Genomic DNA, 15,760 nt, shown 5'->3' with positions numbered 1-15,760 from the left:
CTTATTATAATTATGTATTTTAAAAAATCAATTTTTATTGCTATTTCAGCTGTTTCATTACTGGCTGTAAGTTGTAAAAGTACTTCTGCAAGTACAACAAGTGCAATAAAACAATCTAAAAAAGAGGTAATTGCCATTATCGACCAAGTTAATAATCGTTGGCAAACTTCACATCCTGAACCTGGGAATTCTTTTTGGCATGTTTCAGCTTATCACACCGGAAATATGGAAGCTTATAAAGTGACAAAAAACAAAAAATATCTTGATTATTCAATGGCTTGGGCGGAGAAAAATCAATGGATGGGAGCCAAATCAAACGATAAATCGGAATGGAAATACAATTATGGTGAAACAGATAAACATGTATTGTTTGGCGACTGGCAGATTTGTTTTCAGACCTATATTGATTTATACAATTTGACAGGAAAAAAAGATCCTAACAAAATTGCGCGTGCTCGCGAAGTGATGGAATATGAAATGAGTACTTCTGCAAATGATTATTGGTGGTGGGTTGACGGATTGTACATGGTAATGCCGGTGATGACAAAGCTAAACAAAGTTACAGGCAACGAAATGTATTTAGAAAAACTGCATACGTATTTGCAATATGCGGATAGTATTATGTACGATGCTGAAGCAAAATTGTATTTCAGAGATGCGAAATATGTATATCCAAAGCATACGAGTGCGAATGGGAAAAAAGATTTTTGGGCTAGAGGTGACGGTTGGATTTTTGCAGGTTACGCTAAAATTATTCAGGATTTGCCAAAATCAGCTAAACATAGAGCGGAATATATCCAACGTTTTAAAGATATGGCGCAAGCATTAGCAGTTTCGCAACAAAAAGAAGGGTATTGGACTAGAAGTATTCTAGATCCAGAACATGCGCCAGGACCAGAAACAAGTGGAACAGCTTTTTTTACGTATGGCTTTTTGTGGGGAATCAATAACGGAATTTTGGATAAAAAGACCTATTTGCCAGTGGTTGAAAAATCATGGAATTACTTGACCACTTTTGCGCTTCAAGCAGATGGAACTGTTGGTTATGTACAACCTATTGGCGAAAAGGCAATTCCGGGACAAGTTGTAGATAAAAATTCTACGGCTGATTTTGGAGTAGGGGCATTTCTATTGGCGGCCTCAGAAATGTATCGTTTTGTGAAGTAGTTTTATAATTTGAAGTGCATTGCGCATTTTTTTTAAACACATAGAATCATAGATTTTTTTGCAACAAGAATCGTAGAAAGAAACTAGTTTCTAACACATAGCTATGTCTATTTAGGAAAAGTGAAACGCCTTTTCTCAACCTGAATTCTATGATTCTATGTGTTAGAATTAAATAAAGTAATCGGCTTGATTTCTGAATTGAAATTGAGCCGATTTTCTTTTGTTCCAATTTGATTATCAAAAAACGAAATCTTTTATTCTTTATGACAATTGCTGCAATTCCCGCAAACATTCTCTTTGTTAAAAACAGAATATATATTTATTGATTTTTGATTTCTGGTGTTCTTTTTTTTGGGAATTTATTAAAAACCTAGCGTTTTTGCGGTCTTGTACTAATTTGCCCCTTCTATATTATCAGAAATCCCCCCCTCTCAACAACACTGTTCTGCTAGATTTGTAGCTCAAATTGAATGTCGAAATGCGAATAAATGATTTTATAAAATTTTCACCAAAAAGAATTATAGATGATTTTTTTTGCTTCGGCTGAGATTCGACCAAACTAATTATTTAACCAAAATTACAACCAAGACAATGAAAAACTTTATTAGGAAGATGAATGCTCCTGATTATGTATCTGGATTTGATTTTAAAAAGAAACTTGCCCTTTTTTGTGTGCTGGCTTCTTTAGCTCAAATTCCGGTATATGCAGGAGAGCCTTCTGGCACAAATGCGCTGGAAAAAAATCAACAACAAGATGGAATAAACGGACAGGTTAAGGACCAAAATGGCGTACCGCTTCCGGGAGCTACTGTTTCGATAAAAGGAACAAATATTAGTACAATTACTGATTTTGACGGAAAGTTTAGTTTAAAAGGAGACCAGAATGCAACATTAGTGGTGTCGTATATTGGTTTTGTTAGCCAAGAAGTTAAAGTAAACGGAAAAACTAACATTACAATTCAATTAAAAGAAAATGCGGCTTCGTTAGATGAAGTTGTAGTGGTGGGATATGGTAAAATGAAGAAAAAGGATTTAACAGGATCAATTGTTCAGGTTAAAGCTGATGCATTGGCGAATCAAAATCCACAAACCGTTCAAGATTTACTACGAGGAGTTCCAGGTTTAAAAGTGGGTTATTCTGCTGATGCAAAAGGAGGAGGGTCATTGCAAATTCGTGGACAAACTTCTGTTTACAACCCTGACGGAGCGGGGCATAACTCACCGCTTATTATTTTAGACGGAATGCAATTTTACGGTGAGCTTTCAGAAATTAATCCAGATGATGTTGGCCAAATCGATGTTTTGAAAGATGCATCTGCAACAGCAGTATATGGATCTAAAGCAGCGGCTGGTGTTATTGTGATTTCGACAAAAAAAGGAAAAACAGGTAAACCGATCATTAACATTACAACAAATACTACGATGGTAAATAGAAGTGCTTATCGTAATGTGTATTCTCCAGAAGGATATGTAAAATACCGTGAAGATTGGGAAACTGCTAAAACGTATGGTGTTAATACAACAACTGGAAATTATGAAGCATGGGTGACTGGAACAGCGGCTAATAAACCCGGTTATTACACAAACCCAAGCCAATTAAGTCAGTACGGCATTACTCAAGAGCAATGGCTAGCTTATCAGCCAGCGGCACAAATTCAAGGGAAAAGTCTGAATGAAGTTTGGGGATTGCGCTTAGGGATTACTGATGCAACGCTTTTGAAAAATTTTGTGGATGGAAAAACACACGATTGGTACAATAGTACTTTTAGAACCGGAATCAATTATGATAATAACTTAAGCGTTTCTGGAGCAAGCGACAAAGTAAATTATTATATGTCATTAGGATATCTAAATTCTGAAGGCGCTATTCAAGGAAATGATTATTCTGCTGTTCGTGCGAATATGAAAATGGATGCTAAAATTACCGATTGGCTTGAATTTGGTGCAAACGTGAACTTTCAGGATCGTTCAGATGGAGATATTTCTGTTGGAACAGGTACAAACTATTGGGATGCCAATATGTTAAGAAATAGTCCGTATGCTAATTTCAAAGAAGCAAATGGTGATTATGCAAGACAACCAATGGGGCCAACAATTGGTGGATACAATTATTACTATGACCGTCAATATATGGAACTTGAAAAAGGATACACTGTTTTGAACACCATTTTCAATACTAAAGTGACTTTGCCTCACGGAATAACCTACACATTTAATGCCTCACCACGTTACCAATTCTTTTACAATCGTTATTTCCAATCAGCAGGAAATAAAAACTGGAGCGCAGCCAACATAGGAGTTGACAGAGAAAATGGTAAAAACTTCTCATGGAATATCAATAATACAATTGCATGGGATTATACATTTGCTGAAAAGCATCATATCATTGCCACTTTTGTTCAAGAAGCAGAAGATCTAAAAACATGGTCTGATCGTATTGATGCCAATAATATTCAGCCTTCAGATGCATTAGGATTTCACAATATTCAAAATGCAACATTGGCAAACAGTACATTCACAGCAACAGATACACATCAATCTGCTGATGCATTAATGGCAAGAGTTTTCTATTCGTTCGATGATCGTTACATGGTAACTGGAACAGTACGTCGTGATGGATATTCAGCATTTGGAGCTTCTTATCCTTACGCGACTTTCCCTTCTGTAGCAGTAGGATGGAATTTTAATAAAGAAAGCTGGTTTCATTGGGAGCCAATGAGCACTGGTAAATTGCGTTTATCATGGGGTAAAAACGGAAATAGATCACTTGCAGATCCGTACTTGGCTTTGGCAAACTTAAATTCAGGTACAGGAGCAACAATGGGTTATATCGATGCTTCAGGAAATATTGTTGATATGAAATATCTGGGATTAGACCGTATGGCGAATCCTAATTTACAGTGGGAGAAAACGACAGCATCAAATATTGGTCTTGATTTTGGTTTCTTGAAAGAAAGAATCACAGGTTCGGTGGATGTCTATAAATCTGTTACACATGATATGATTATGAGCCAGCGTCTACCAGATTTTACTGGGTTTTCATCAATTGCAACAAATCTTGGAGAGGTTGAAAATAAAGGTATTGAGATCGCTCTTAATACGGTAAACATTAAAAATCCAAATTTTGAGTGGACAACAATGGTTGCTTTTTCATACAACAAGAATAAAATTAATGCCTTATATGGCAATATGGAAGATGTCAAAGATGCCAATGGAAATGTTATCGGTACAAAAGAAGCTGATGATAAAACGAATGGATGGTTCATTGGTAGACCAATTTCTCAAATTTGGGATTACAAAGTAATCGGAATTTGGCAAAAAGATGAGGCTACAGAAGCAGCAAAATACGGACAACGTCCTGGTGATCCAAAAATCGAAAACAGTTATACAGCTGATGATGTGAATGGAAAACCAACATATAATGAAAAAGATAAACAATTTTTAGGACAGACAGCACCGCCAATCAACTGGTCGATGCGTAACGAATTCAAAATTTACAAAAATTGGAATTTGGCAATCAATATGTATTCGTACATGGGACACAAATCATTGGATAGCCGTTATATGAATAATTATAATGATGGAAGTTTGTATACAAACAATTACAATCCATTCGTAAATCCATATTGGACAATTGACAATCCAACAAATGAGTGGGCACGTCTTGATGCACGAGGACCTGCAGGAGCTGGAGTTGCAAGATTGTACGATCGCAGTTTTATTCGTTTAGACAATATTTCGTTGGCTTACTCACTTCCTAAAGATCTTATCGATCGTTTGCACGTGAGAAATTTCAAAATTTATGCTTCAGTTCAGAACGCTGCAACATGGTCTGCTTCGGGTGAATGGAAATATTATGGCGATCCAGAAACAGGAGGTCTAGCTACTAGAATGTTCAATCTAGGATTTAATGTTTCACTTTAAAAATTATTCAACAATGAAAAAATATATTAAAAATAAAATTTCAATACTTGCACCTTTAGTAGTGGCTTCCGCTCTTTTGGTTTCTTGTGAAAAGGATTTTCTGGAGCCAGATCCGCTTTCGTTTTACGAGCCAGAAACAACCTTTAGTACTGAATCTGGATTGCAAGCAGTTTTGGCAAGTGCCGATAAGCAATTGCGTAATAACTATATCCATTACAATAGTGCCAGCAATAGTGTGCCTATTGGTACAGAATATGTTTTCTCTGATATGTCAAAGTATGGAAAAACAGACAACAGCAGTACTATTGCTGATTTTGCCAATACTATCGTACCTACTATGAGCTACAAAACAGCAACAAATGATGATTTTTATTTCGGATTTTATTGGACAGAAGCTTATACTGGAATCAAACATGCCAATACTGTATTGACTTACATCAACAATGTGACAAGTTTGAGTGAAGAGGTGAAACGCAAATATATTGGTCAGGCCTATTTTCACCGGGCATACCGTTATTTAAACTTGGTTTATCAATTTGGAGATATTCCATTGATTACAAAAATTTTGGAAGTTCCAAAGCAGAATTATTATTCAACTAAAAAAGAAGCTATTATCGAAATGATTACTGCTGATATGGAAAAAGCTGTGGAGTGGGTTCCTGAGCAATCAAAACTTCCATATTTAGGAGTAGTAAACAAAGGAGCGTGTCGCCAATTATTGATTAAATGTTATTTGGCTTCTGGAAGATTTAAAGATGCCGAAAATCAGGCCGACTTATTGATCAATCAATCAGGTTATTCTTTAGTAAAGGGAACTTTTGGAACTTTCGATGCAGGAGGAAATCCAACAACTTGGACGATCAGCAGAAACGTAATTTGGGATTTGCACAGACCAGAAAACAAAGTTATTGCCGGAAACACAGAAGCAATTATGGTAATGCCAAATGGCGGCGTACAATCATTTTTGCCATTTGCTTCAATGAGGATTTTTGGACCAAACTGGAATTCGGGTACTGTCACCACTCCTGACGGAAAACAAGCGGCAGGCCGTTTCGCTTCAAATAATGTAAATTACCAAGCAAAGTACGATTATGCAAGAGCCTTAGGACGCGGAATTGCTACAATTAGCGCATCTTATTATTCACAACATCCAATGTGGGTTGTAAATGGAGTTGAAGATAAACAAGATCTTAGACATAATAGCACTGTAGGAAACTGGGTAAATATGGAAGATTTAAAGTATAGCGATAAAACTTCTGCATTCTATCAGCAAAATTTCAGATTAAGAAATGGTACTACTTTGTTGTCAAAAGATACACTTCGTGAATGGTTTGATTTTCCTTTATATAAAATCTATTTGCATGATGTTGTAAACGAAACGAATCCAAATGCAACAGATTTTCAAGGAGCAAGTACAGGAAGTAAAGCACACTGGTATTTATATCGTTTAGCTGAAACGTATTTATTAAGAGCGGAAGCGCGTTTTTACCAAGGAAATATTGGCGGCGCAACTCAGGATGTAAATACAATTAGAGCAAGAGCTGGTGCATCGCAAATGTACAGTCAAGTAACTATTGGTGATATTTGTGCAGAAAGAGGAAGAGAACTTTACTTAGAAGAATGGAGAAATGTCGAGTTAAAACGTATTTCACATTGTCTTGCACTCAGTGGAAAACCTGATGAATGGGGACAGACCTACAATAAAGCCAATTGGGACAAACAATCAGGAACCGATGCGGCCGGCGGTAGTTATTGGTACCAACGTATTGTACATTATACGCTCTATAACAAATATCCAAGTGGAATTGTTGTTCCAAACGGAACTAAGTTTTACACAATGGATAAGCGCAATAATTACTGGCCAATTCCGAGCAGCGCGATAACAGCAAATATTAAAGGAAAATTAAGTCAGAATTATGGTTATGACGGCTATGATCCAAACATTAAAGTTTGGGACAAATGGCAAGATGCCGTTGCTGATGAAGATACTTTTTAAAAAAGAGTTTGTGACTAAATTTTAGTTATCATGTTATTGGATGTAAATACTATCTCTGCCGTAAAAAGCAGAGATAGCATTTATAATAATAAGCTTATTTACTTCAAGCGGACTTTCAAACAAATTAAATTTTATTTATAGTTGATCTCTAAGGGTTATTTCTAAATGTTTTTTTAGAATTGATCGAAGATTTTTATTGGCTTAAATAGAAGAATCAAACATTAAATTTCGATTTAAAAATAATAAGAAAATGAAATTTTACCTTTTAAGGTTTTTATTTGTCAGTACAATATTGGCAATGCTTTCTGGATTTGTAAATAATGCAGAAAGAATGCAAGATGACAAAAAATACAAATTAGTTTGGAGCGATGAATTTTCAAAAAACGGCGCGCCAGATGAAAAGAATTGGAATTACGAGATTGGTTTTGTTCGAAATGAAGAAAATCAATGGTACCAAAAAGAAAATGCATACTGCAAAGACGGCTTTCTAATTATTGAAGCCAGAAATGAAAAAAAAGCAAATCCGAATTTTGTCTCTAAAAATCACCATGATTGGAAAAAACAAAGAGATTCTATAAAAGTCACTTCTTCATGTTTAATCACGCAAGGAAAACATTCTTGGCAATATGGCCGATTCGAAATGCGAGCTAAAATTCCAACAGGAAATGGAATGTGGCCGGCATTTTGGAGTTTGGGCATAAACGGGAATTGGCCTGCAAACGGAGAAATTGATATTATGGAATATTATACGGGAAAGATTTTGGCCAATGCAGCTTGGAAATCAGACAAAACAAATGTTGCTTGGGATAGTCAAACCAAAAAGCTAAGTGAATTTAAAGAGGCTTCATGGGCAGAAAAATTTCACATTTGGAGAATGGATTGGGATGAAGATGCGATCAAATTATATGTAGACGATAAATTGTTGAATGAAATTAATGTAAAAGAAGCAAATCAAGATCCGAATAAAAAAATATTCCCGTTTCAGCAACCCCATTATTTATTAGTGAATCTAGCGGTAGGTGGTATAAATGGCGGTGATTTTACAGAAAAAAATCTTCCATCAAAATACATCATAGATTATATCAGAGTTTATCAAAAAAAACAACTAAAATGAGATTTAAATATTCGATAATTATAAGTTTTATATACGCCATAATGCAAGGTCAAAACACTGAATTTGCCCCAGGAAAACAATGGAAAGACAATAACGGAATTCATATAAACGCTCACGGTGGCGGAATTCTGTTTGACAAAGGAATCTATTACTGGTACGGCGAATTTAAAACAGAAGGAAAATCAGGAAACACTTCTTTGGTAGGTTTCAGCTGTTATTCTTCTAAAGATTTATACAATTGGAAAAACGAAGGAATTGTTTTGAAAGCAGAAGACAATTCAAATTCGGAAATAACAAAAGGCTGTATAATGGAACGCCCGAAAGTAATTTTCAATAAAAAAACGGGCAAATACGTTCTCTGGTTTCATTTGGAACTAAAAAATCAAGGTTATAATGCCGCAAAAGCAGCTGTTGCAATAAGCGATAGTCCAAAAGGCCCTTTTAAATTTTTCAAATCCTATAATCCGAATAAAAATGTTTGGCCAATCGGATTTAAAAATGAAAATAAAATCGCTTCAGCTGATGAAAGCAAATTGAAATCTTGGTCTCCAGAATGGCTGACTGCCGTAGATAATGGAATGTTAGTTCGCCGAGATTTTGAAAAAGGCCAAATGTCAAGAGACATGACGGTTTATGTAGATGATAATAATAAAGCTTATTTGATTCATTCGTCAGAAGACAATTTGACGTTGCATATTTCAGAATTAACAGATGACTATTTGGATTTTACAAAAAAATGGGCAAGAATGGCGCCTGCGGGTCATAATGAAGCACCGGCAATTTTCAAGAAAGATGGAACTTATTATATGATTACATCGGGATGTACGGGTTGGGATCCAAATGAAGCGCGTTCGTTTTCTTCAAAATCTATTTTTGGACCTTGGAAATCTTTGGGAAATCCTTGTGTAGGTGAAGATGCAGCGCTAACATTTCATTCGCAAAGCACATTTATTTTTCCGATAGAAGGAAAAAAAGATCAGTTTATTTTCATGGCCGATCGCTGGAAACCTGAAAACCCTATTGACGGCGGTTATATTTGGTTGCCAATAAAAATGACAAATGATAAACCTGTTTTGAAATGGTTTGAAAAATGGAATTTAAATGCTTTTGCAGAAAAATAAAATACTTGTCCGTATCTTTAAATTATTGAAATAGTCGCTAACTGCATTATTCTAAAAAATTATGAAAATGAAAACACAGCAAAATTCTTTTAAACAGAAATCATTTTTTGTTTTTTCTGTATTGATATGCCTTTTATCTTTTTCAACCACGCATGCTCAAAAAAAGAGACCTATAAAAGAAGCTGTTCCATTAGATTCAATTCGATTAAGCGATCCCGCTATTTTAGCAGATAAGAAAACCAACATGTATTATATGACCGGTACAGGTGGATTACTCTGGAAAAGCAAAGATTTGAAATCATGGAGTGGACCGTATGATATTGCCAAAACAGATCCAAATTCATGGATGGGACCAAATCCTATGATTTGGGCGGCAGAATTGCATTTCTATAAAAACAAATATTACTATTTCGCGACTTTTACAAATAGAGACAAAATAATAGATAAAGTTGACGGTATAGATATTGAGCGTCGTGCAAGTCATATTTTGGTTAGCGAAAAAGCTGAAGGACCGTATGTGCCAATGAAAGATGATACCTATTTGCCTGCTAACAAACCAACACTAGATGGTACATTTTGGGTTGATAAAGATGGAAAGCCATATATGATTTATTGTTACGAATGGTTGCAAAATGGTAACGGAACTATGGAAAAAATAGAACTTAAGCCAGATTTAAGCGGTTCGATAGGAGAAGGTAAATTGCTTTTTAAGGCAAGCGACTCCCCGTGGAGCAGAGAAAAAGATAAAAATGGAAATGATAAACCCAACAAAGTAACAGACGGTCCTTATTTGTTTAAAACAGGCTCTGGACGTTTAGGAATGATTTGGACAAGCTGGATCTATGATGTTTATACACAAGGAGTAGCCTATTCAAAAAGTGGAACTTTAGACGGTCCATGGATTCAGGAAAAAGACCCTATTACGCCGCCAAATTTTGGTCATGGAATGTTGTTCAAAACATTTGATGGCAAATGGCTGATGTCGGTTCACAGCCATAAAAAAGTAGATGGCAAAACAATCCGAATTCCAAAATTTTTTGAAGTTGATTTGTCTGGCGATAAATTAGTGGTCGTAAAACCTTATTTGCCATAAAATAATTACTCCAGTTTGTGGCTTTGGCACTTTCGTTTATATAATTGAACCCATTAAACAAATAGGATTTAAAAGTTAGATAAGACATAATAGTTTTAAAGTGTTGTTTTTACACTTTTTATTTGATAACTTGCTTTGCTAAGCGTAAACACATCTTTTCAGCGCTTTTAAACTTATCTATCTAACCACAATCAAAATTATAATGACTAAAAGTAAACGATTTATAAAAACAGCAATCTTAGTTTTTTTGTTTCTAATGAGCTGTATTTCCGAAAGTATAGGACAAAACAATATTATACAACGAAGACAAGTATTCAATTCGGATTGGAAGTTTTCATTAGGTGATTCTTCTGAAAATAGCAAGCCGAATTTTGATGATAGCAGTTGGAGAAAATTAAGTGTGCCGCACGATTGGAGCATTGAAGGGAAATCTGTAAAAGATAATCCGAGTGGTGGAGACGGCGGTTTTTATCCAATGGGAAAAGGTTGGTACAGAAAAACTTTTTTGGTTCCTAATGAATGGCATGGCAATAAGGTTTCTATTTATTTTGAAGGCGTTTACATGAATGCTGAAGTATTTGTGAATGGAGAATCAGTAGGAATGCAACCATACGGTTATACCTCTTTTGAATACGACCTTTCGCCGTATTTGAAGTTTGGTGAAAAAAATACAATAGCTGTAAAGGTTGACAATTCACAACAAAAAAACTGCAGATGGTATAGCGGTTCTGGAATATATCGAAATGTGTGGTTGAATGTGAAATGTGCACTTCATGTTAAAAATTGGGGTGTTGCAGCTACTACTTTGGAAGTCAAAAACAATAAAGCAAAAATTCAAGTAAAAACTACTGTAATAAATGAATCGGCAATTTCGCAAAATTTCGTGGTTTCTACTGCAATTGAATTTGGCAAAAACAAAATAACCGCTCTATCTTCTAGCAAAATAGCTTTGGAGCCAAATGAGGAAAAAGAAATTACACAGATTTTTACGGTGGATGATCCGAAATTATGGTCATTAGAGAAACGTAATATTTACAGCGTAAAATCGTCTGTGATTGCAGCTTCAAAAGTGGTTGATGTAGCTAAAATCGATTTTGGAATCAGAACGATTGCGTTTAGTGCAGAAAACGGATTTGTATTAAACGGAAAAAAAATAAAATTAAATGGAGGTTGTGTGCATCATGATAATGGAGCACTTGGTGCTGCAGCGTACGATCGCGCCGAAGAAAGAAAAGTAGAGTTGCTTAAAGCTGCCGGATTTAATGCATTAAGAACTTCGCATAATCCGCCTTCAGAAGCTTTTTTAAATGCTTGCGACCGATTAGGTATGCTTGTTATCGACGAATCTTTTGACGGATGGAGAGAACAGAAAAACACCTACGATTATGCCAGTATTTTTGACAAATGGTGGAAACATGATGTAGAATCAATGGTGTTGAGAGACCGCAATCATCCTTCAATTATTATGTGGAGCACAGGAAACGAGATAATAGAACGCACAAAACCTGAGGCTGTCGAAACTGCAAAAATGCTGGCCAACGCGGTAAGAAATATTGATCCTTCGCGTCCTGTAACATCAGCAATGACTACTTGGAATCAAGGTTGGGATATTTTTGATCCTTTAATGGTGGCGCACGACGTTGCAGGTTACAATTATCAGTTGCATTATGCAGAATCGGATCATAAAAGAGTGCCTTCACGTATTATTGTACAAACAGAATCGTATCCAAAAGATGCTTTTGCAAACTGGGATTTGGTTCAGAAACACAATTATATTATTGGTGATTTTGTGTGGACAGCAATGGATTATTTAGGAGAATCTGGAATTGGAAGATCTATATATCCGGGAGATCCAGAAGGGGAACATTGGACAGGAAATCTTCATCCATGGCACGGTGCGTATTGTGGTGATGTTGATTTAATAGGCAGGAGAAAACCAATTTCGCATTACAGAAGTATGTTATATAATGACAACGAGAAAATTTATATGGCAGTTCGCGAGCCTAATCCAGCAAGTGGACCTATAAAACTGACTTCTTGGGCAGTTTGGCCAACATGGGAAAGTTGGACTTGGCCGAATCAAGAAGGTAAAAATCTTGAAGTGGAAGTGTATTCGAAATATCCAAAAGTACGCTTATATCTAAACGGAAAAAGTCTTGGAGAAAAAGAAACGGGCAAAGCGCAGGAATTTAAAGCGACATTCGTAGTTCCTTATGAAAAAGGAGAATTGAAAGCTGTTGGTATTGTAAACAATAAAGAAACCGAATCGGTTATCTTGAGAACTGCTGGACAAGCAGCTAAAATAAAATTAACCGCAGATCGTAAAACCATAAAGGCAGATGATCAGGATTTGGTATATGTAAATGTTGAAATCACAGATGAAAAAGGGATTTTAGAACCAAATGCACAAAATGAACTTACTTTTAAAGTTTCTGGTGCGGGAACTATCGTAGGTGTTGACAATGCCAATATGAAAGATGAAGATTTATACATTGCTGAGACACGTAAAGCTTGGAACGGACGTGCTTTAATAATTATTAAAAGCAATAAAGAAGGCCTAATCAACCTTGAAGTAAGTTCGCCAGGCTTAAATAAAAATACAATTCAGATCCAAGCGATCGCAAAAAAATAAAAAAGATGAATAAAATCAGAGCATTTTTGTTCTTTATGAGTATTTATAGTGTATCTATATTTTCGCAGGAAAATAAAAGTAACACTGCTATATGGCAGATAAAAAATCCAAACTACAAAATCAGTCCATACACAGGAATGACAAAACAGCATTGGCGAGATGCAGCGATGTATTTATTAGAAGGGGCTTTTAGTTATGTTCATTCGATGGATGATCCAATGAAATTCCCAAAACAAGAAGGTAAAAGTTATCCCGCAAACGAAAGTCAAGTTCCAACAGAAAAATTGGAAGGACTTTGTAGAACGCTATTTATTGCTTCTCCTTTATTAAAGGAAAATCCATCGTTAGTAATAAACAATATTAAAGTAGCAGATTATTATCGTTATCAAATCGGAAAATTAACAGATCCAAAAAGCCCGTCTTATATTGAGCCCCGCGCCAAAAATGGTGGTCCAAGTCAAAAATTGGTCGAATTTGGAGCTTTGGCGCTTTCGCTGATGACAAATACAGATGTTTTATGGAAACCACTTCCACAAACACAGAAAGATGATTTGGCCAAAATAATGCTTAGTTATGGCGATGGCCCAACTGTCGATTCGAACTGGAAGTTTTTCAATATTTTTGTTTTGAGTTTCTATAAAGACCAAGGTTATAGTGTAAACGAAAAATTGCTCGTAGAATATGTAGAAAAATCATTAAAACATTATCGAGGCAATGGCTGGTATAATGATAGTCCTGCTTTTGATTACTACAGTATGTGGGCTTTTCAAATGTACGGAACAATTTGGTCGGAATACTTCGGAAAAAAGAATTATCCTGAATATGCTACCAAGTTTGCATCCAATTTTAACGATTTAAAAGATAATTATCCAGATTTGTTTAGTAAAAATGGAGAAATGATTATGTGGGGCAGAAGTATCAGTTATAGAACTGGAGCTGTGGTTCCTTTTCCTTTAATGGGATTCTATAATGATCCGAATACTAATTATGGTTGGATGCGCAGAATTTCATCAGGCGTTATAAAACAATTTTTGACACATCGTGATTTCATGAAAGACAATGTGCCTACACTTGGTTTTTATGGCGAATTTGAGCCGGCAGTCCAAAATTACAGCTGCAGAGGAAGTGTTTATTGGATGGGGAAAATCTTTTTAGGATTGCTGGTTCCAGATGATAATCCATTTTGGACAAACAAAGAGAATAATGGTGATTGGGAAACGAAATTCAAAAAAGATGAAGTATACAATAAATATCAAGGAGATTCACAAATTCTGATTACAGATTATCCAAATATCGGTGCTTCAGAAGTACGAGCTTGGTGTCATGAAAAGGTAAGCAGTGATTGGCAAAAGTTTAGGTCAACTGAAAATTACAACAGATTGTCATATAATAGCGCTTTTCCTTGGCAAGCTGATGGTGAAAATGGAGAAGTGGCAATGAATTATGTCATCAAAAATAAAAACAATCTCTGGGAAGCCTTTAGATTATATACTTTTAAAAAATATGAAAACGGTATTTACTACAGAAATGTAGTTTTGGAAACTGATGAAAACATTCAGTTCAATTTAGCAGATGTTCCATTGCCTAACGGAATTTTGAGAGTGGACAAAAATAATAGCGAAAAACCAATTTCAATGCGATTAGGACATTATGCATTGCCAAAATTGGGCAAGGATATTATTACAACAAAAAAAACGATCGAAGGAAAAGAAGTAACTATTATAGACAACGGAAAATATCAATTAGCAATGATTCCCCTTTTAGGATGGAATAAAACTGAAATTGTAAATGCAAAAGGTTTGCACCCAGAAAGCAATGAAAGTACAGTAATTGATGTTGTCTCGAATTCTGAATCTCAAAAATCACCAGTATATGCCGTTTTAATGTTTTGGAAAAAATCAGGCGAAAAATGGAATAATAAAGAATTGATTCCCTTAAAACTTTCTGAGCAAACAAACGGAACGGTTGTAATTGAGTTTAAAAACGGAACAAAAAAAGTAATTGACTATAATAAATAGTAGCGGAGATTTTTAATTCAGTTTTTCAGATGTTTCCATTCTTAAACAATGTTCTGTGCCAAGATAAAGCGGATCGCCATGTTTTTCAGACCAAAATCCATCAAGAACGTCTTTAGTGATACATCTGTAGACAGCAACCCCTTTGTAGGTTTTCAAATTATCACCTTTATAGTTGAAGTTAATAACAAGAATATTGTCTTTAAAAAAGCCTTTTCCTTTTTGTTCCTGTGAATTGTTAATTAACCAGTGGGCAATGATTCGGTTGTTTTCATCCAAAGACAAAGTCAAGACACCTTTATAAGTAACTTGATTGCTTTCGTCCTGATTGCTTCCTGAAATTGCATATTTACCAATTAAGTCTTGTACGGTCATGATTATGATTAAATACGAATAGTATAAAGTTAGGTTTTGCTTTTAGGCAAATATAAAAGATATATTATATATGTAGAAGTTTACACTATTATATATAGGAGTAATTCTCTTTCGCAACCCGACAGGTTTTCAAAACCTGTCGGGTTTTGTTTGTATGTACATATAATATATAAGTACATCTTGCCCGTGCGAGCGGAGCCGAAGCCCTTCGTTTTTGTGATTCGGGATTTCAGGATTGGATTTTGTCAATAATAAGGAGCTTATTCCCGCTATCCGCTCCAATCTTTTCATGGCGGACCCCGCCATGAAAAGGATTTCCGCTG

Annotated in this window: 9 protein-coding genes; 8 read left to right on the top strand and 1 reads right to left on the bottom strand. The window is 35.5% G+C overall.

Translation table 11 applies throughout. The features are described 5' to 3' along the window. Nucleotides 1-12 precede the first annotated feature (12 nt). The 8 genes from AAYQ19_RS04760 to AAYQ19_RS04725 all read left to right on the top strand — a co-directional run bounded on the left by AAYQ19_RS04760 (nucleotide 13) and on the right by AAYQ19_RS04725 (nucleotide 15,065). Nucleotides 13-1,167, top strand: coding sequence for a glycoside hydrolase family 88/105 protein (locus AAYQ19_RS04760; protein WP_343534432.1), 1,155 nt, complete (start codon nucleotides 13-15; stop codon nucleotides 1,165-1,167). A gap of 591 nt (nucleotides 1,168-1,758) precedes the next feature. Then, nucleotides 1,759-5,091: a SusC/RagA family TonB-linked outer membrane protein gene (locus AAYQ19_RS04755; RefSeq protein ID WP_343534430.1), complete on the top strand. Its 3,333-nt coding sequence runs from the start codon at nucleotides 1,759-1,761 to the stop codon at nucleotides 5,089-5,091. 13 nt (nucleotides 5,092-5,104) lie between these two features. Beyond that, on the top strand, nucleotides 5,105-7,087 hold the full coding sequence (locus tag AAYQ19_RS04750; protein WP_343534428.1) for a RagB/SusD family nutrient uptake outer membrane protein: 1,983 nt from the start codon (nucleotides 5,105-5,107) through the stop codon (nucleotides 7,085-7,087). Nucleotides 7,088-7,337: 250 nt separating this feature from the next. After that, nucleotides 7,338-8,201: a glycoside hydrolase family 16 protein gene (locus AAYQ19_RS04745; protein WP_343534426.1), complete on the top strand. Its 864-nt coding sequence runs from the start codon at nucleotides 7,338-7,340 to the stop codon at nucleotides 8,199-8,201. Then, on the top strand, nucleotides 8,198-9,322 hold the full coding sequence (locus tag AAYQ19_RS04740; protein ID WP_343534424.1) for a glycoside hydrolase family 43 protein: 1,125 nt from the start codon (nucleotides 8,198-8,200) through the stop codon (nucleotides 9,320-9,322). The genes AAYQ19_RS04745 and AAYQ19_RS04740 overlap by 4 nt, the downstream gene beginning before the upstream one ends. Nucleotides 9,323-9,389: 67 nt before the next feature. Continuing rightward, entirely contained in the window at nucleotides 9,390-10,415 is a 1,026-nt protein-coding gene (locus tag AAYQ19_RS04735) for a glycoside hydrolase family 43 protein (RefSeq protein ID WP_343534422.1), read from the top strand. 202 nt (nucleotides 10,416-10,617) lie between these two features. After that, complete coding sequence (locus AAYQ19_RS04730) at nucleotides 10,618-13,047, top strand: glycoside hydrolase family 2 TIM barrel-domain containing protein (protein ID WP_343534420.1); 2,430 nt, start codon at nucleotides 10,618-10,620, stop codon at nucleotides 13,045-13,047. A 5-nt stretch (nucleotides 13,048-13,052) separates the two neighbouring features. Next, complete coding sequence (locus AAYQ19_RS04725) at nucleotides 13,053-15,065, top strand: DUF2264 domain-containing protein (protein ID WP_343534418.1); 2,013 nt, start codon at nucleotides 13,053-13,055, stop codon at nucleotides 15,063-15,065. A 12-nt stretch (nucleotides 15,066-15,077) separates the two neighbouring features. On the opposite strand, the gene AAYQ19_RS04720 is transcribed toward AAYQ19_RS04725, so the two are convergent. Further along, a complete protein-coding gene (locus tag AAYQ19_RS04720; RefSeq protein ID WP_343534417.1) occupies nucleotides 15,078-15,437 on the bottom strand; it encodes a hypothetical protein in 360 nt (119 codons plus the stop codon). Nucleotides 15,438-15,760: the final 323 nt, after the last annotated feature.

The sequence above is a fragment of the Flavobacterium mesophilum genome (assembly GCF_039581405.1).
Taxonomy (GTDB): Bacteria; Bacteroidota; Bacteroidia; order Flavobacteriales; family Flavobacteriaceae; genus Flavobacterium.
This window is presented reverse-complemented; position numbering and strand designations above follow the sequence as displayed.

Excerpts from the sequence above, each read along its gene's own strand:
- AAYQ19_RS04760 (WP_343534432.1), top strand. The coding sequence starts at position 13 with ATGTATTTTAAAAAATCAATTTTTATTGCTATTTCAGCTGTTTCATTA.
- AAYQ19_RS04755 (WP_343534430.1), top strand. The coding sequence starts at position 1,759 with ATGAAAAACTTTATTAGGAAGATGAATGCTCCTGATTATGTATCTGGA.
- AAYQ19_RS04750 (WP_343534428.1), top strand. The coding sequence starts at position 5,105 with ATGAAAAAATATATTAAAAATAAAATTTCAATACTTGCACCTTTAGTA.
- AAYQ19_RS04745 (WP_343534426.1), top strand. The coding sequence starts at position 7,338 with ATGAAATTTTACCTTTTAAGGTTTTTATTTGTCAGTACAATATTGGCA.
- AAYQ19_RS04740 (WP_343534424.1), top strand. The coding sequence starts at position 8,198 with ATGAGATTTAAATATTCGATAATTATAAGTTTTATATACGCCATAATG.
- AAYQ19_RS04735 (WP_343534422.1), top strand. The coding sequence starts at position 9,390 with ATGAAAACACAGCAAAATTCTTTTAAACAGAAATCATTTTTTGTTTTT.
- AAYQ19_RS04730 (WP_343534420.1), top strand. The coding sequence starts at position 10,618 with ATGACTAAAAGTAAACGATTTATAAAAACAGCAATCTTAGTTTTTTTG.
- AAYQ19_RS04725 (WP_343534418.1), top strand. The coding sequence starts at position 13,053 with ATGAATAAAATCAGAGCATTTTTGTTCTTTATGAGTATTTATAGTGTA.
- AAYQ19_RS04720 (WP_343534417.1), bottom strand. The coding sequence starts at position 15,437 with ATGACCGTACAAGACTTAATTGGTAAATATGCAATTTCAGGAAGCAAT.